General features: G+C 51.1%; 16 protein-coding genes. All 16 read right to left on the minus strand.

The window, feature by feature from the left end; all coding sequences use genetic code 11:
* Positions 1 to 56: 56 nt before the first annotated feature.
* On the minus strand, positions 57 to 1,415 hold the full coding sequence (locus EBB54_RS18210; protein ID WP_125128457.1) for an ATP-binding protein: 1,359 nt from the start codon (positions 1,413 to 1,415) through the stop codon (positions 57 to 59).
* 247 nt (positions 1,416 to 1,662) lie between these two features.
* The gene (uxaC, locus tag EBB54_RS18215; protein WP_125128458.1) at positions 1,663 to 3,069 is read right to left on the minus strand and encodes a glucuronate isomerase; all 1,407 of its coding nucleotides are present in this window, start codon (positions 3,067 to 3,069) and stop codon (positions 1,663 to 1,665) included.
* A gap of 76 nt (positions 3,070 to 3,145) precedes the next feature.
* Positions 3,146 to 4,453: a TRAP transporter large permease gene (locus EBB54_RS18220; RefSeq protein ID WP_016296230.1), complete on the minus strand. Its 1,308-nt coding sequence runs from the start codon at positions 4,451 to 4,453 to the stop codon at positions 3,146 to 3,148.
* A gap of 19 nt (positions 4,454 to 4,472) precedes the next feature.
* On the minus strand, positions 4,473 to 4,982 hold the full coding sequence (locus EBB54_RS18225) for a TRAP transporter small permease (protein ID WP_016296229.1): 510 nt from the start codon (positions 4,980 to 4,982) through the stop codon (positions 4,473 to 4,475).
* Positions 4,979 to 5,983 (minus strand): TRAP transporter substrate-binding protein, encoded by a 1,005-nt coding sequence (locus tag EBB54_RS18230; protein WP_243127890.1) that lies wholly within the window; start codon positions 5,981 to 5,983, stop codon positions 4,979 to 4,981. Before EBB54_RS18230 ends, EBB54_RS18225 begins: the two co-directional genes overlap by 4 nt.
* 485 nt (positions 5,984 to 6,468) lie before the next feature.
* Complete coding sequence (locus EBB54_RS18235) at positions 6,469 to 6,888, minus strand: cytidine deaminase (RefSeq protein WP_125128460.1); 420 nt, start codon at positions 6,886 to 6,888, stop codon at positions 6,469 to 6,471.
* Positions 6,885 to 7,667, minus strand: coding sequence for a uridine phosphorylase (gene udp, locus EBB54_RS18240; protein WP_125128461.1), 783 nt, complete (start codon positions 7,665 to 7,667; stop codon positions 6,885 to 6,887). Before udp ends, EBB54_RS18235 begins: the two co-directional genes overlap by 4 nt.
* Before the next feature lie 209 nt (positions 7,668 to 7,876).
* Entirely contained in the window at positions 7,877 to 9,283 is a 1,407-nt protein-coding gene (locus EBB54_RS18245; protein WP_125128462.1) for a uracil-xanthine permease family protein, read from the minus strand.
* Positions 9,284 to 9,392: 109 nt separating this feature from the next.
* Positions 9,393 to 9,899 (minus strand): xanthine dehydrogenase subunit XdhC, encoded by a 507-nt coding sequence (gene xdhC / locus EBB54_RS18250; RefSeq protein WP_125128463.1) that lies wholly within the window; start codon positions 9,897 to 9,899, stop codon positions 9,393 to 9,395.
* A complete protein-coding gene (gene xdhB, locus EBB54_RS18255) occupies positions 9,892 to 10,779 on the minus strand; it encodes a xanthine dehydrogenase subunit XdhB (protein ID WP_125128464.1) in 888 nt (295 codons plus the stop codon). Before xdhB ends, xdhC begins: the two co-directional genes overlap by 8 nt.
* A 25-nt stretch (positions 10,780 to 10,804) precedes the next feature.
* A complete protein-coding gene (gene xdhA / locus EBB54_RS18260; protein WP_125128465.1) occupies positions 10,805 to 13,090 on the minus strand; it encodes a xanthine dehydrogenase subunit XdhA in 2,286 nt (761 codons plus the stop codon).
* 86 nt (positions 13,091 to 13,176) lie between these two features.
* Positions 13,177 to 13,884 carry a Crp/Fnr family transcriptional regulator gene (locus EBB54_RS18265; RefSeq protein WP_004070125.1) on the minus strand — a complete coding sequence of 236 codons (708 nt, stop codon included), beginning with the start codon at positions 13,882 to 13,884 and terminating at the stop codon, positions 13,177 to 13,179.
* Positions 13,885 to 14,099: 215 nt separating this feature from the next.
* Positions 14,100 to 14,882 (minus strand): tRNA pseudouridine(38-40) synthase TruA, encoded by a 783-nt coding sequence (truA, locus tag EBB54_RS18270; protein WP_125128466.1) that lies wholly within the window; start codon positions 14,880 to 14,882, stop codon positions 14,100 to 14,102.
* A gap of 74 nt (positions 14,883 to 14,956) precedes the next feature.
* Positions 14,957 to 15,781: an energy-coupling factor transporter transmembrane component T family protein gene (locus EBB54_RS18275; protein WP_125128467.1), complete on the minus strand. Its 825-nt coding sequence runs from the start codon at positions 15,779 to 15,781 to the stop codon at positions 14,957 to 14,959.
* A gap of 24 nt (positions 15,782 to 15,805) precedes the next feature.
* A complete protein-coding gene (locus tag EBB54_RS18280; protein ID WP_125128468.1) occupies positions 15,806 to 16,663 on the minus strand; it encodes an energy-coupling factor transporter ATPase in 858 nt (285 codons plus the stop codon).
* Position 16,664: 1 nt separating this feature from the next.
* Positions 16,665 to 17,531 carry an energy-coupling factor transporter ATPase gene (locus EBB54_RS18285; RefSeq protein WP_125128469.1) on the minus strand — a complete coding sequence of 289 codons (867 nt, stop codon included), beginning with the start codon at positions 17,529 to 17,531 and terminating at the stop codon, positions 16,665 to 16,667.
* Positions 17,532 to 17,547: the final 16 nt, after the last annotated feature.

Consider the following 17,547-nt stretch of genomic DNA (forward strand, 5'->3'; position numbering starts at 1 on the left):
GCGCAGATCCTGTTTTCCGACGGTTTCTGAGATAAATAGGTAGAAAAACAGATCAGCTACAGACATATGGTCATATACGGAGGGATGCATATGATCCCATCTCTGACCATAAAGTTTCTTGGATGGATTATATAGCACTCCCCAATCCTGCCTTTGTATTTTTCCCGAAACGCCAGCATGGATTTTATCGTATAATTGTTTCCTGATTTTACCTCAATCGGATACAGCTTATACTTGAGCTTACTGTTATTAGAAAGAAGAAAATCAATTTTCATATCATTCCGATGCTTTTCTTCACTGTAATGTGTATAAAAATACAGCTTATGCCCATTTGCCGTCAGCATCTGCGCAATTACATTTTCATACAGCATCCCCTCATTCAGGGAAAGCTTATCCGCGAGGATCTGCTTATAAACCTCTGACTCTAAAAGTTCGTTTTCGTCAAAAGCATGGCTTACAAGCAGACCTGTATCTCCCAAATAACATTTTACATATGTTCTTGCTTCGTTGGCTGACAATCCGACATTCGGATCGCTGCATAAAAAGCATTCGTTCGAAATCATAGAATCTGACAGCCAGAAAAATGTTTCTTCATACTGCCCGGCATACGAGCCTTCCTTCACCTGTTTAAACACGATCCTCTTTTCATGCTGTGACAAAAGCCCGGGAATCTGATCAAATATGGAAATGACCTTGCTTCGGTATCTGGCATTTATCTTCATGATATCGCTTCGGTAAAGCTCCAGGATATCCCGTTTTTCCTGATCCGAGCTTCCAAAATCTTTATGATTTTCCAGAAAAAGCACCACGCTCTTCGGCATGCCTCCTATCAGGATATACTGTTTAAATACGAGCATTGCCTTGTTGTGGAGGGTTCTTTCCAGTTCTTTCCGAGACGTGAAGCATGACTTGATATAGTCAATAAGAGTCTCCTCTCCCAATGCCCAGGCAAATTCTTCAAAATCAAGCGGATACATTTTCAGATGTCTCTCTTCTGACGGTATAACAATATCTTTTACATTTTCCCTGATTGAGATCAGGGAACCTGTCTCAATATAATCATATCTTCCGTCCGCAACAAGATATTTTATTGCCTCCCTTGCTTTTGGAAACATCTGTACCTCATCAAAAATGATCAGAGAATCCCTTTGATATAATTTCTTTCCATATTCTGCAGACAGAAGCATAAAAAATGTATCCAGGTCATTTAAGTATTTTTCAAAATACTCCTTTACGTTCGAAGCCGCCTTGGCAAAGTCAATGATCAGATAGCTTTTGTATTCATTTTTTCCAAACTCCTCGCAGATCGTTGATTTTCCAATACGTCTCGCGCCTTCTATAAGGATTGCTTTTGTACCGCCGCATTCTTTTTTCCAGGCCAGAAGCCGATTGTAAATTTTTCTTTTTAATTTCATAGCATATCCTCCCTCATCTGATTATGCGCACTTCCACCGATACCGAAATCTGATTATGCGCACTTTTACTATTGCTCGAAATCTGATTATACGCACTTTTATTATCGCCTGAAATCTGATTATGCGCACTTTTATTATAACCGCTTTTGGAGAATCTACGCAATATATTTTTCTTCCTTTTTCTTCGAAAAAAACTGCCGCATCCGGGTTTTCCCCTGATGCGGCAGTTTTTTTATGCCGTTATCCTTTACAGCTGAAATCCGAAATACCGTACCGCATTCCGATAGGAGATATCCTCCGCCATGCCTCCCAATACTTCCATATCTGCCGGATATTCTCCGTTCTCGACCCATCCGCCGATCAATTCACACAGGATTCTCCGAAAATATTCGTGTCTGGTATAAGACAGGAAGCTTCTGGAATCCGTCAGCATCCCGATAAAGTTCCCCAGCAATCCCAGATTTGCCAGAGACGTCATCTGCTCTGTCATGCCAGCTTTATGGTCATTGAACCACCATGCGGACCCCTGCTGGATCTTCCCCACGGTTCCTGCGTCCTGGAAGCATCCCAGAATCGTTCCGATGGCCGCGTTGTCGTTGGGATTCAGGCTGTAAATGATGGTTTTTGGCAGCTGGTCCGTTGCATTCAATGCATTCAGAAAATCCGCCATCTGTGCGGACGGCGCATAATTGTCGATGCAGTCGTATCCTGTATCCGGCCCAAGCTGGTCATAGCGGAATACGTTGTTGTCCCGTTTGCATCCATAATGGAGCTGCATCGCCCATTCCAGACGGTGATATTCCTTCCCCACGAAGATCATATAGGCCGTCTTGAACTGCAGCACCTCTTCCTTCGTCAGCGCACCGCCCTGAATACGCTTTGCAAAAAGCTCCTCGATCCGGGTTTCCTCTGCCGGTGCGTACATCACGTATTCCAGAGCATGGTCCGACACCCTGCAGCCCATGCTGTCAAAAAATTCCATTCTTTTTTTCAGAGCTGCCTTTAAATCCCCGAAGCTCTTAATCTCCATGTCTGCCGCATCTCCTAATTTTACGAGATACTCCGCATAATCCGGCTTCTCAATGTTCATTGCTTTATCTGGTCTCCATGCCGGAAGCACCTGAACTTCGAACGTATCATCCTCTGCGATTGCCTTATGCCATTCCAGGGAATCCGCCGGATCGTCCGTGGTGCACAAAAGCGTCACGTTGGACTGACGAATGAGATTGCGCACGCTCATCCCGTCTTCCTGCAGCTTCGCGTTGCAGAGGTTCCACACCTCTTCCGCCGTCTTTCCATTCAGATGCCCATGATAGCCGAAATATCTCTGCAGCTCCAGATGGCTCCAGTGATACAGAGGGTTGCCGATGGCCTTCTCCAGAGTCTCCGCCCATTTCTGGAACTTCTCCCTGTCAGAAGCATCCCCTGTGATATACTTTTCGTCTACTCCGTTGGAACGCATCTGGCGCCATTTGTAGTGATCTCCGCCCAGCCATACCTGGGTGATATTCTCAAACTTCCTGTCCTTTGCGATCTCCTCCGGATTAATATGGCAGTGGTAATCCAGAATCGGCATTTTTGCCGCATGCTCATGAAATAATGTCTTTGCAGTTTCGGTACTTAACAAAAAATCCTGATCCATAAATTGTTTCATTGTAATCGTCTCCTTTCATTTTTTGTTATTCCTCAGAACGGCAGCATGCAGAACCGCCGTTCTGAATATCTATTTTTTATACATATCCCATCAGACCCGGCAGCCACAAAGAAATCTGCGGGATATAGGTCACAAGCAGCAGCACAATAAAGATTGCGGCAAAGTAGATCAGCAGCTGCTTAAATACCGTCTCGATCTTTACATTTCCCACACGCACGCCCACAAACAGTGTGGTCCCCACCGGAGGAGTAATCGTTCCGATACACAGATTAAAGATCATCATAATCCCAAAATGAATCGTATTCATTCCCAGCGCCGCACACACAGGCAGGAAGATAGGTGTAAAGATCAGGCATGCCGGAGTCATATCCATAAATGTACCTACCACCAGCAGCAGAATATTGATGATCAGCAGGATAATGAACTTATTGTTTGTCAGTCCCAGCAGGCCATCGGAAATTGCTGTCGGGATTCCGGTAAATGCCATAACCCATGACATAATACTGGAAACTCCGATCAGGAAAATAATGATCCCCGTCATCTCCGCGCTCTCCTTAAAAAGCTGCGGCAGCTCTTTAAGCTTGATGGATTTGTAGAAAAACAGGGACAGGATCAGGCTGTATACAACCGCCACGACCGATCCTTCCGTAGCTGTAAAGATACCGAATATAATTCCGCCGATTACGATCACGATCAGCAGCAAGCATGGGATTGCCTGAAGCAATACCTGCAGTGCCTCTTTTCCTGTAAATCTGGAAGTGCTCTGGTACCCCTTTTTCTTTGCCAGCACATAGATCACCAGCATACACGCAAGCCCCCAGAGAAAGCCTGGCACATATCCTGCCATGAAGAGCGCGGCTACGGATGTTCCCCCGCTGACCAGAGAAAATGTGATCATCACATTGCTGGGCGGGATGAGAAGCCCGGTAGGCGCGGTGGCAATATTGGCAGCCGCGGAAAAATTGGGATCATAGCCTTCTTCCTTTTCAATTGGTCCGATGATAGAGCCCATGGCCGACGCGGCAGCCGTACCGGAACCGGATATGGACCCAAAGAGCATATTTGCCACTACATTTGTCTGAGCAAGGGCTCCCGGAGCGCGTCCGGTCACCAGCTTTGCCAGGTTGATCAGCCGGACGGCGATCCCTCCCTTGTTCATAATATTTCCCGCAAGGATAAAGAACGGAATCGCCAGCAATGAGAACACCGAGATTCCCGAAAATATCCTCTGGGCCCCTGTTACAACCGTCGCCTCAAAATTCAGGATCGGCAGGATTGCGCAGATGGATGAAACTCCGAGGGCAACCGCGATCGGCATACCGGCTACGAGCATGATCACAAGCATTACTAAAATAATCAGTCCGGATAATACTGCTATATCCATAAAAAAATCCTCCTTTTCTCTATTCCTGGGTCTCCTCCGTATCGCCCGGCTCTATCCTTCCCGCACATAGGTCAATGATATTGATAACCGTATAAACTACGATCAGGACACCGCTCAGAGGAACCACCGTATAGACCGTTCCCATAGGGATTCCCAAAGATGCCGTCACCTGTGTCATAGTCAGGTCCATAATACGGATTCCCCCGAAAATCAGTACGATCACGGCAAATGCCAGGATCAGCACTTCGATTGCCACTTCGAGAGCCAGCCTTTTTTGACCAGTCAGTTTGTCTGCCAGAAAGCCCATCCGCATATGATCCCTTTTACCAAATACATAGGCGGAAGACAGCAGAGCCATCCAGGTGAAGCTATATGTCAGCAGCTCTTCCGAGACTGTACTGGGGCTGTTGAAGAAATAACGTACTACAATCTGGTATGTCCCGATGCATACCATAAACGCGAATATTACAAAGCATGCAGAGCTTAAAATCCGGTCCATCCCTTTCCGGAGTGTATTCAATGCCTTCATGATTCATCCTCCCCCTTTTCCTGACCTGATTCTTTATTGACCTCTTGAATATGGCTGTAGAAATCTCTGATCTTTGGATTTTCTTCCAGCATCTGCTCATGCAGAGGCAGAACCTTCTCCTTGAATGCCTCCACATCCACCTCTGAGAACTGCACCCCCATATCCTCTTCAGCGATCCGCTTCGCCTCTGCTACCTGTTCATCCCAGTTCTCCATCTCCACTTCCGTAGAAATCCTAGCCGCGTCTGTAAATATTTTCCGTTCCTCATCCGACAGCCCTTCCAGGAATTTCAGGTTTGCAATCAGCATATCCGGCACCATCTGGTGGTTGTTGTACGCATAATACTTAGCAACTTCACCGTGCTTGTTGTTGGTCAGTGCCAGCTCATTATTCTCCGCCCCATCGATCACTCCCTGCTGAATTGCCGTATAGACCTCGCCGAAACTCATGGGGGACGCCGCCGCGCCGAACGCCTGTGTCATTGCCACGCTGGCCGGCGACTGCTGCACCCGGATCTTCTTACCCTTCAGATCGTCTGGTGTCTCGATCGGCGTCTTGGCATAAAAACTTCTGGTTCCTGCATTATACCAGGTCATAACCCGAAAACCGGCTTCATCTGTAGATTCATAAATCTGCTCCATATAATCCGTATCCATCATTGTCTCATGGTAAGCTTCCACGGAGTCAAATAAATAAGGCATACTGAATATCTCATAGACACTGGCAAAGGTCTCCAGGTTGGCTGTCCCGGCCACAACAAAATCAATGGCTCCCGTCTGGGTCAGCTCAATTGCCCTCTGGGCCGCCCCCAGGATCTCATTTGGAAAAATCTGTACCTCATACCGGTCTCCCAGATTATCCTCTACATATTCCTTGAACGCAAGCAGCCCAAGGTGCTCCGGGTGTGTCTCCGACTGCGCGTGGGAGATCCTTACGATTCTCTTGCGCCCTGATACAGTGCCGGCGCCGGATGAAGCGCATCCCGCCAGCCCCAGCGCCATACAAATACATAAGGCTGCAGATAACCATCTTTTCATACGACTCATGTTTCTCATTCCTTTCTCTTTTATTTTTTTCTCCTTTTTTTCCATCATCAGGTGAACCATTCCTCATGATGTAAGCACTTACATTTTTATTGTAAATATAGACTATCGAAAAGTCAATACCAAATATATTTTTCGTCAAATTGCACATTTTTCACTTCTATATTCCATGAGTAACCCCTGTTTTTTGTTTATTTATGCCTATTAATCCTGTTATTCAAACTTATATACTTTCACAATGTAATCTCTTACATCTTCATTGTGAAATCAATCGCAAGACAGCAACTTTTTCCAGCTGTGCGGTTGCTAATCCGACAGGTCATTTTCATTGCAATAAATTGCATGTAAACAACCTGTTGGATTGTAACCGCACAGCTGGAAATTTTTTGCATAACAAAACTGCCCGAATAATTCAGGCAGTTCCGTTAAATCAAAAGCTTCTCCTATGCCAGATTGTCAGGCCCAAAGCCCAGCGGCATCAGCTCTTTTAATTTCCATATTTTATAGTCTTCCTTCCCGGTCGCCAGTATGATCTCAAATTCCTCCGGATCACAAAATTCCATCATCACCTGTCTGCAGACTCCGCAGGGCGGCGTATAGGATTCCATCCGCCCGTCCGGGCCTCCTACCACACAGATTGCCTGAAAGTCTCTGACCCCTTCGCTGACCGCCTTGAAAAAAGCAGTCCTCTCCGCACAGTTTGTCGGAGTGTACGCAGCGTTTTCAATATTGCATCCTGTATACAGCCTTCCGTTCCGTGCAAGGAGAGCCGCACCGACCCGGAAACCGGAATAAGGCACATAGGAATATTGGAGCTGGTCAACCGCCGTTTCAATCAATTCCACGATCTGTTCATGCTTCATACAATATCCTCCTGTTCTTCCCGGATCAGGCTTCGGATCGCCTCCACCGCCATGCGGATTGCCATATCCGTGTCATGGACCACCGGATTGTCCAGCCCGGCCTTTTCCCGCTCCTGGTTTGCCATAACAAGGAAGCAGGACCCGATCCTCACGCCAAGACTGCTTGCCACCACGAACAGCGCGGCAGATTCCATCTCCGAGGCCAGGCATCCAAGACGCTTCCACGCCTCCCATTTATTCAGCAGTTCATAACTCACAGGTTTGATCTCCGGGGAGTGCTGCCCATAAAAAGAATCCTTGCACTGCACGATCCCCACATGGTACCTCTGTTCCAGCTTCTTCGCCGCCTCGATCAGCGCATGCACGATTCCCACATCCGCTACCGCCGGAAATTCGATGGGAGCATATTCCCTGCTCGTCCCTTCCATCCGGATCGCGCCGCTTGCAATAACCACGTCGCCGCTCTGCACATCCGTCTGCATACCGCCGCAGGTTCCGATCCGGATAAATGTATCCGCCCCCGACATCACAAGCTCCTCCATGGCAATGGCCGCAGATGGGCCGCCGATGCCTGTGGACGTCACACTCACTTTCACGCCGTCCAGATAACCGGTATAAGTCACATACTCCCGGCTGTCCGCGATCAGCTTTGCTTCGTCAAAGTACTCCGCGATCTTCGCGCAGCGCTTCGGGTCTCCCGGCAGGATTACATATTTTCCCACGTCTCCCTTTCCCACCTGGATATGATACTGTTTTCCTTCCTGTTCCGAATAATTCATACAACACGCATCCTTTCTATATCCATTTTACTTTGCAGGCATATCTTTTTCCGATATCCCTCCCCCTGCTTTTTTGGCATGGCCGCTATATTTTTTAGTATATTGTGTTTCCCAGGCCTTGTCAATCCCCTGCGCTGCAACGGCCTGTGACCGGGAGGGAACATAAACAGAGGAGCGCACATCCATCCGATGCGCGCCCCTCACAGACTTTAATTCTCTGATTCTTTTTTCTCTCTCGGCAGTATGAAACTGAGCAGCAGAGATACCACAAACACGCCTGCCACCGCGTTTCCGTTGAAGATATCCCCTACCGCCTGGGGAAATGCCGCGAAAAAGTTGCCGTCCGTCTGGGTCAGTCCTACGCCGATGCAGAATGCCAGGGACACCAGAATCATGGTCCTGTCGTCAAACTCACATTCCTTGAGCATCTTCATTCCCTCGTACATGATTGAACCGAACATCATAACCGTACATCCTCCCAGCACGGACTGGGGCAGCGAGTTGAAGAACGCACCCAGCGGCGGGAACAGCGATGCCAGGATCAGGATCATAGCGCCCATCAGGATCGTAAAACGGTTGATTACGCCGGTCATGGTCACCAGCCCCACGTTCTGGCTGAATGAGGTTAGCGGGAGACAGCCGAAGCACCCGGAAATGGTACTGGAAAATCCATCTACCGCCAGGGAACCCTGCAGCTCCTCGATTTTGATATCGCGCCCCAGTGTCCCGGTGCAGACGGCTGTCGTCGCCCCCGTGGTCTCCGCTGCGGACACCAGAAATACGATGGCTATGGTGAAGAAGGCTCCGATATCAAATACCGGTTTGTGGCTGGTCAGGAACACAAGCCTTGGGATACTGAAAAATCCCACCTCGCCGATCGTCTTTGTAATGCCTGAAAAATCAATCATAGGCGCGATCCCGGCAATCGTAAAGATTCCCGCCAGGATATATCCCAGGATCAGCCCCACCAGGATGTTCAGGTTTTTGTATACGCCCTTCAGCAAATACCGGGATACCAGGCACACCACCAGGGTAAACGCGCCCACCAGCAGGTGGTACCATGAACCGAAGGTCTCTGCGCCGCTTCCGCCGCCCCAGGAGTTCATTCCCACCGGCAGAAGTGAAAGCCCGATGGCAATGACCACGCAGGCAGACACCACCGGCGTCAGATAGCGTTTCCAGTATTTTGCGCTCAGCCCTACCAGGCCTTCAAAGATTCCGCCCAGGATCACGGCTCCCACCATGCCTTCGTACCCCAGATCCGGATTGGTACAGATCATCAGAAGGCTTCCCAGGAAGGTAAAGCTGACCCCCATAACGATGGGAAGCTTCGAGCCGACCTTCCAGATCGGATAAAGCTGCAGGCAGGTTCCGATACCTGCTACAAACATGGCACATTGCAGAAGCCGTGTGATCTCCACTGCCGTCAGGGATTCCCCTGTCCCCCGGACAACCGCAGCGCCGCACACGATCAGCACCGGGGCCAGGTTTGATACGAACATGGCCAGCACGTGCTGAAGCCCGAAGGGAATTGCCTTTGCAAGCGGCACCCTTCCGTTTAACTTATAAATATTTTCTTCACTTACGGTCGTGATGAGTTCTTCTTTATTTTCCATAGATTTTTCCTCTCTTCCTGAAAAAAAGGCCATAAAGGGAGAAGCAGCCTGTCAGCGACCGCTTCTCCCTGCGATTCTCAACATCCGGCTCTTTGCCTTCAATATGTCTTTAAACTGCGTCCGCCTCTTTCTCTTTTCCCAGCCTGCGCAGCATCGTTTTCTTCACTGCCCGGAAGATGTTCTCATATCCCGTGCATCTGCAGAGGTGGCCGGACATCAGCTTGCGGATCTCATCGTCCGAAAATTCTCTTTTGGCCTCTAAGATCTCCATTGCGCTCATGATGAATCCCGGGCTGCAGAATCCGCACTGCACCGCTGCCTCATCGATAAACGCCTGCTGGATATCCGAGATCTCCCCATTCGGTCCGGCAAGGCCCTCCAAGGTCAGTATCTCCTTGCCCTGTGCCCATACGGCAAGGTAGATACAGGAGTTGAAGCATTCCCCGTCTATGATCACGTTGCACGCGCCGCACTCTCCGACCTCACAGCCCTTTTTCACGCTGGTGAGCCGGTAATCATCCCGAAGCATATCTGTAAGTGATGCGCGGACATCCACCATTTTTTCCACCTGCTTCCCATTGATGGTGCAGGAAACCAATTTATACTGTTTACTCATTGACCTCACCTCCTGCAAGACGAATGGACTCTTTCAGCGCCCGCTCTGCCAGTACCACCGCAATGTGCTGACGGAATGCCTTAGAAGCCCTCCAGCTGTCTCTCGGGTTGATATCCTCCAGAACTGCCTGCGCAAAGGCTTTGATGGTCTCCTCTGACACCGGTTTCCCCTTTGCCGACTTTTCCGCGGAAGGCGCCCGCATAGGAACCGGGCCTGCCACGCCGTAGGCGATCCGTGCATCCTCGATGGTCTTCTTGTCTTCCGACAATTTTACGTTCACTGAGCAGCCTGTAGTGGCAATATCCATGGCATTTCTCATAGCGTACTTGATGTAGTGGCCGTGATAGCCCTCATATGCCTCTTTCGGAATGATGATCGCCGTCTGCACCTCTCCCGGCCGCAGGTCCACCACTCCCGCCTTTATGTAAAAATCATGGATCGGGATTCTGCGCACCCCTTCCGGCCCGGTGATCTCTACCACCGCGTCCCAGGCATGGAGTGTGGAAGCCGAATCCGCCGACGTCACGCCGTTGCATGTATTTCCCCCAATGGTCCCGATGTTGCGGATCTGGGGGCCTCCTACCATATCCACCGCCTCGCCCAGCACGTTGATATGCTTCTGGATGATGGCATCCCTTGTAATGTGTGAAAAGCTGGTGAGGGAGCCGATGCGGATCGCACCGTCCTCTTCATAGCTGACGCCGCGCATCTCATCCAGTCCGTAGATGCTGACCAGCTCCTTGCCTGCCCGCTTTCCTTCCCGCATCTGCACCAGAACATCACTTCCGCCCGCAATGATCTGCGCCTCCGGATGTTCCATGAGAAGACGGACTGCATGCTCCACACTTTCCGCCTCGTAAAGTGCCTTTATATCATACATAATGTTTGCCTCCCTTCATATAGAACTAGAAAATTCCTTCCTCCGTAAATCTGCGGAACAGGTTGTGCGGATTCACAGGCGCCTCGTTGACTCCTACTCCGGTGGCCTGATACACCGCATTCCGGATTGCAGGCGCTACAGAGCAGGTAGGCGGCTCTCCAAGCGCTTTCGTACCGAATGCGCTGGTGGGCTCCGGATTCTCTACAAACAACGCCTTTAACCTGGGATGATCCATAAAGGTAGAAAGCTTGTAGTCCAGCAGATTGTTGTTCAGCGCCCGCCCTGTCTTCGGGTCAAACATGAGCCGTTCCGACATGCCGAACCCGATTCCCATGCTCATTCCGCCGTGCACCTGGGCCTCTGCCAGCGCCGGATTGATCAGTTTTCCTGCATCATGCACATTGACAATGTCCAGGAGTTTTACCCTGCACATGGGAATATCCACTTCCACTTCCGCCATCGTACATCCGAAGGAATACGCGTTGGACTTGATCTGGGATGTGCTCTCCGCCGACAGGTGCTGGCTGTTTGTCAGGCTGTACAGCGCCTCGGTGGCCAGTTCCCCTAATGTCATCAGTTCCCGTCCGTCTGTGGTGCGGACAATATTTCCGTCTGTAATGTCCAGATTGTAAGGAGGCATCCGGGTCAGTTCGTGGGCGTATTTCAAAATCCGCTCCCGCAGCAGCATTGCGGTCTGGCGGATCGCAAAGCCTGCCGTATAGGTCTGCCTGGACGCATAAGCTCCTGTTCCGAAAGGTGTTACGTCCGTATCCTGACAGGATACTACATGGACGCTCTCCAGCGGCACGCCCAGCACATCCGCCGTCATCTGGCTGTATGCCGTGTCCGCCCCCTGGCCGATCTCCGTCTCTCCAAGCTGCACCTGCAGGGAGCCGTCCTGGTTGAGCACCATCCGGCAGGACGAGGTTTCCAGGGAAATGGGCCACACCGCTGTATTGTACCAGAATACGGACATGCCGATTCCCCGCCGGATATCTCCCGTCTGGTTCTGGTACTCCTTGAACTTCCGCTCATAATCAATGGCCTCCATAGCTTTGTCAAGGCACTGGTTAAAGGTATCCGAGTACAGTTCATTTTTGGAAAACGGATCTGTATATCCCACCGGCATCAGATTCTTCCGCCGAAATTCCAGGGAATCCATACCCATCTTCGCCGCCACGTCCTCGGTGTGGCATTCCACCGCCCACATGGCCTGAGGAATCCCGTAACCGCGCATGGCGCCTGCCACCGATTTATTCGTAAACACCGTATAGGCGTCAACCTCTACATGATCGCAGGGGTAAAGCTGCGGAAAAGCGCCTGCCCCTTTCGCCACGATGCTGTGCCCGTGGGAAGCGTATGCACCCTGGTCGGAAAATGCCTCCAGCTTCCGGGCCGCATAGGTGCCATCCGGGCGTACCCAGGAAATGATATGATTGCGGATGGAATGGCGCACCCGGTTGGATACAAAGGTGTCCTCGCGCGGAATATCCAGCTTCACCAGATGCCCTCCGAGCTGCATGCACAGCCACGCGCAGAGCGGTTCGTACAGGATATCCTGCTTGTTGCCGAACCCGCCGCCGATATACGGCTTGATGATCCGAACCCGGCCCCAGCCGATTCCCAGCGCCTGGCCCACCACTCGCCGTACAATATGGGGAATCTGCGTGGATGCCACCACCGTGATCCGATCCCCCTCCATCTCCGCATAGCAGATAAAATTCTCGATGTGGCAGTGCTGCACCGTGGGCGTCTCGTACCAGCCCTCTACTTTGGTCAGTCCCGGCTCCTTAATCGCTTCCTCATAGTTTCCTTTGCGGATGGTCGTATGCTTTAAAATATTGTTGGGGTACTTTTCGTGAAGCTGCGGAGCTCCGTCCTTCATGGCTTCCTGGACATCCAGCACGAACGGGTATTCCTCATACTCTACCTTGATCGCACGGACCGCCTGTGCCGCCGCTACTTCATCCTCTGCCACCACCGCAGCAATGTCGTCCCCATAGAAACGGACTTCCTCCGTCAGGACCAAGCGGTCCGCCACATCCTGATGTCCCGGATCTGTGGACCAGGGATGCCCTGCCGTTGGGAAATAGTGCTTCTCCTTCAAATCAAAGCAGGTGAACACCTTCACCACTCCCGGTATCTTTTCCGCTTCACTGGTATCAATGGACACCACCCTTCCATGAGCGATGGTGGAATGCAGCACCTGCGCAATATATGCGCTCTTGTCGCAGAGGTCATCTGTGTACTTCGTACGTCCGATCACCTTGTCATAAGCATCCACCCGGGTTACTTTTTTTCCTACATACATCGTTCTCCCTCCTTTTTGCAACGCCCCCTCACTTTCGTTCGGCGGCAATTCGTTGGAACGCATTTTCAGATATGCCTTCCTCCTGCTCAAATCTCACCATAAATATATTGTCCGATATGCCGTTTCATCTGCTGGTAGCCCTCCTCCGATATGACGATCTTTCCTTTCCGTATATCGATTAAGCCGGTCTCACTGAGCTTTTTGATATTGCGGTTCAGAGTCTTTACGGAAAAACCGATCTCCTCTGAGAGCTGATCCCTGCTTTCCTTGAGCTCCAGTTCCTTTTTCAGCGGCTGTTTCTGCTCGTACTTCCGGATCAAATGCATCATCAGACGTTCCCTGCCTTCGATAAACAGATACTTCCGGGCGTCGGCCGTCTGGGAAATGAGCCTGCGCATGTTCTCCCTGGTTCGAAGATACAGCGCCTCCACGTCGCTGCGCAGCCATTCCATGTAGGGCGCCACCGGGATGACAAGCACCCGGCACCTGGTAGCCGTAATCACTCCGATCCGGTAATTAGTCAGATCCGAAAAATACTCAATCTCACCAAAGAAGTCTCCGGGGCCGTAATCTTTAAAATAATAGGGCCTTTCATTCATGGGCCATTCGATTCCGGTGACCTTTCCGGACAGGATGATATAAATATTGCTGCACTTTTCCCCGGCCTTGATCAGCGTCTCATTCTCATCCACCTCCATTACCCGCATATAGTACTTTACTTCCTCCGTACAATTCTGAAACAGCATCTCCATGTACGTCTGTTTTTTCAGCGGCAGTTCTTTAAATACATCCATGGCCTCACCTCTTGGTTCTATTATACTGAATAAATCAAAGAAATAAAAAGGACGAATGACCTGATTTTCCCATATTCTCAAAATACGGCAATTCAGACAAATCTGCACTTATTTTCCCTCTGCTTTTTACTGTTTTTTGTGCAATATCACAACAAAGGGCGGTCATCCAAACAGACGACCGCCCTCATATCACCGCATCCTGCAGTTTTTTCCCTTCACAGACACGCGGCATCCCTGTATTCGATCCCGACCAGCAAAAGCCCCTGGGGCGGCGCGGTCACTCCCGCCGCCTGACGGCTCTTTGCTTCTAAAATCTCCTTCACCTGCTCCGGCGTATAGTACCCCCGTCCTACCCGCAGCAGTGTCCCCGCAATAATGCGAACCATATTATAGAGAAATCCGTTTCCCCGAATCCGGATCGTAATCTCCCTGCCCTTTTCCCAGTCTCCTCCTCCCGGAAGTCCCTGCACCAGGATCTCCAGGTCATAGATTGTCCGCACCGTATCCTCCACGCTGGTTTTGATATTACAGAAACTGGCAAAATCGTGTGTTCCCTTGAGAAATTCTGCTCCCCGGCGCATATCCTCCACCTGCAGCGGATAGGAGACAAAGGCCGTGTTCCGCCGTCTTGTGGGATCCGGCACACCGGCATTGAAAATATGGTATTCGTAGGTTTTGACACTGCTGCAATATCTGGGATGCCAGTCTGCAGGCACCTCCTCCGACCTGACGATCACGATATCCTCCGGCAGATACTGATTCAATGCATAGGAAATGCGTTTTGGCGGGATACGCGTATTTGTATCAAATACGGCCACATTTCCCAGGGCATGCACTCCCGAATCTGTACGGCTGGCGCCGATGATCCGGATCTGCTCTCCTAAGAGCCTGGACAACCCGCGGTTTATGACTTCCTCCACGGTAATCCCGTTGGGCTGGACCTGCCAGCCGCAGTATCCGGTGCCGTCATAGGCGACAATGAGCCTGATACGCTTCATAGAAACCTCCATTCCTAAAAAAGGTGTGCGTCTCAACGCACACTCGCGCCGGAGCGCGGCTGCTCCGGAAACAGTCAGAATATCCACAGATGAAATGGTACGAACCTTCCCAGTACGAACACGGCGGCCAGATATACAATGGTGGCTGTATATGCCGTATAGTCCCTTCCCCTGTAGATCAGGGGCTTCATTTTCGTCCGGTTCTCACCCCCGTTATAGCAGCGGGATTCCATGGCCATGGCAAGATCATTGGCGCGCCGGAAGGCGGATACAAACAGGGGGATCAGGATCGGAACCATCGCTTTCGTCCTCTGAATGAGATTGCCGCTTTCCAGATCGGCCCCCCGGGCAATCTGCGCCTTCATGATCTTATCCGTCTCCTCCAGCAAAAGCGGAATAAAACGCAGGGCAATGGACATCATCATCGCCACCTCATGCACCGGTACCCTGAATCTGTTCAACGGCCGCAGAAGGCTTTCGATCCCGTCTGTCAGGCCGTTGGGCGTTGTCGTAAATGTCATGATCGACGAACCCATGATCAGATAGATCAGGCGCACCGCCATAAACACAGCGGTCCGCAGGCCGTTCTCTGTAATATGAAAGATCCAGAAATGAACCAGATCCCTGCCGCCTCTCGTGAGAAACAACTGCATACACACGGTAAACAGCAGCAATACTACAATGGCCTTAAGCCCTTTCACGATAAACTTAAGCGGCACTCTGCTGGCTTTGATGACCACCGCCAGATACAAGGTCGCAATGCCGTATCCCAGTACGCTGTTCTGCACAAACAGGGAAATCAAAAACAGCAGCGTGCAGACGATTTTTACCCGGGGGTCCAGCCGATGTATACAGCTTTTTGCAGGATAATACTGCCCGATTGTTATATCTCTGATCATGGAAACTCCTTTTTTCCTTTATTTTCAGAGGGACCCGAACCCGACCGCTCTCACGATCTCATCCGCCGCCTCCTCCACGGTGGTGACGTCTGTGCGCACGCCAAACCCTCTCTCTTTCAAATCATGCATCATATAGGTGACCTGGGGGGCCGCCAGCCCGACCTGTTCCAGTTCCCTGTAATGGGAAAACACATTCCTGGGAGTATCATCCAGCATCTTTTCCCCTCGATTCATCACGATGATCCGTTCCACATATCTGGCAATATCTTCCATACTGTGGGAAACAAGGACCACGGTCATACCGGTCTGCGCATGAAGGTGCGCCACCTGTTCCAGTATATCGTCCCGTCCCTTCGGGTCCAGCCCCGCCGTAGGTTCATCCAGCACGAGGACCCGGGGCCGCATTGCCAGCACTCCGGCGATGGCCGCACGGCGTTTCTGTCCGCCAGACAGTTCAAAGGGCGACTGCCGATAATATTTTTCGGGAAATCCTACCAACTCAAGCGCTTCCCTGGCGCGCGCCTCACATTCCTCCGCGGAAAGCCCCTGGTTTTTGGGCCCAAAGCAGACATCTGTAAAAACATCCACTTCAAACAGTTGATGCTCCGGATACTGGAAAACCAGTCCTACCTGGCTGCGCAGTTCCCTGAGGGGATATCCGTTGTCATAAATATTTTTTCCGTCATAATACAGCGCCCCCGACGATGCCCAAAGCAGACCGTTCAAATGCTGGATCAGCGTGGACTTCCCGGAACCGGTATGGCCGATGATCCCCGCAAACTGTCCCTGGGGGATCTCCAGCGACACGTCCTTTAACGCCTGCTTTTCATATGCAGTGCCCTGGCTGTATACATAGTTCAAATGCTCCAATCGAATCGACATCCTACTTCCCTGTCCTTCCGGCTATTTTTGCGACTGCTTCCACCAGTTCTTCCTTCCGCAGGATTCCTCTCGGAACCGGAAGCCCCCGCTTCCGAAGCTCCTCCGCCAGCATCGTAGCCTGGGGGACATCCAGACGGTATTTTTTCAATTCTTCCACCCGGCTGAAGATCTCCCTGGGAGTTCCCTTCATGACGATGTGCCCGCTGTCCATCACATAGACCTGGTCCGCGTCAATCACTTCCTCCATATAATGCGTGATCAGGATCACGGTCACATGCCTCCGTTTTCTGAGTTCCTGCACGGTCCTTATGACTTCCTTCCGCCCGTTTGGATCCAGCATTGCGGTAGGCTCGTCCAGAACAATACATTGGGGTTCCATGGCGATTACTCCCGCAATGGCCACCCGCTGTTTCTGTCCGCCGGACAGCTTGTTGGGAGAATGGGTACGGTATTCCAGCATTCCCACCGCGCTCAGGCTGTCCTCCACGCGTTTCCAGATCTCATCCGTAGGCACGCCCAGATTCTCAGGGCCGAACCCCACATCCTCCTCCACCACCGTGCCGATGATCTGGTTATCCGGATTCTGAAATACCATTCCTGCCGACTGGCGGACCGGCATCAGCTCCCGCGGGTCCTTCGTGTCCCTTCCGTTGACCCACATGGTTCCGCCGGTGGGAACCAGAATCGCGTTCATATGCTTCGCAAGGGTGGATTTTCCCGAACCGTTATGCCCCAGGATCGCCGCAAACTGCCCCGGGCCGATATCCAGATCTATCCCGTCTACCGCGCGGTTCATACCGATGACATTGCCTTCATCATCGCGCTTTTCATATTCATAGATCAGCTCCCGTGCCTGTACCATCTCCATAAACTGCAGTTCTCCC

It is taken from the genome of Schaedlerella arabinosiphila (assembly GCF_003885045.1).
Taxonomy (GTDB): Bacteria; Bacillota; Clostridia; order Lachnospirales; family Lachnospiraceae; genus Schaedlerella; species Schaedlerella arabinosiphila.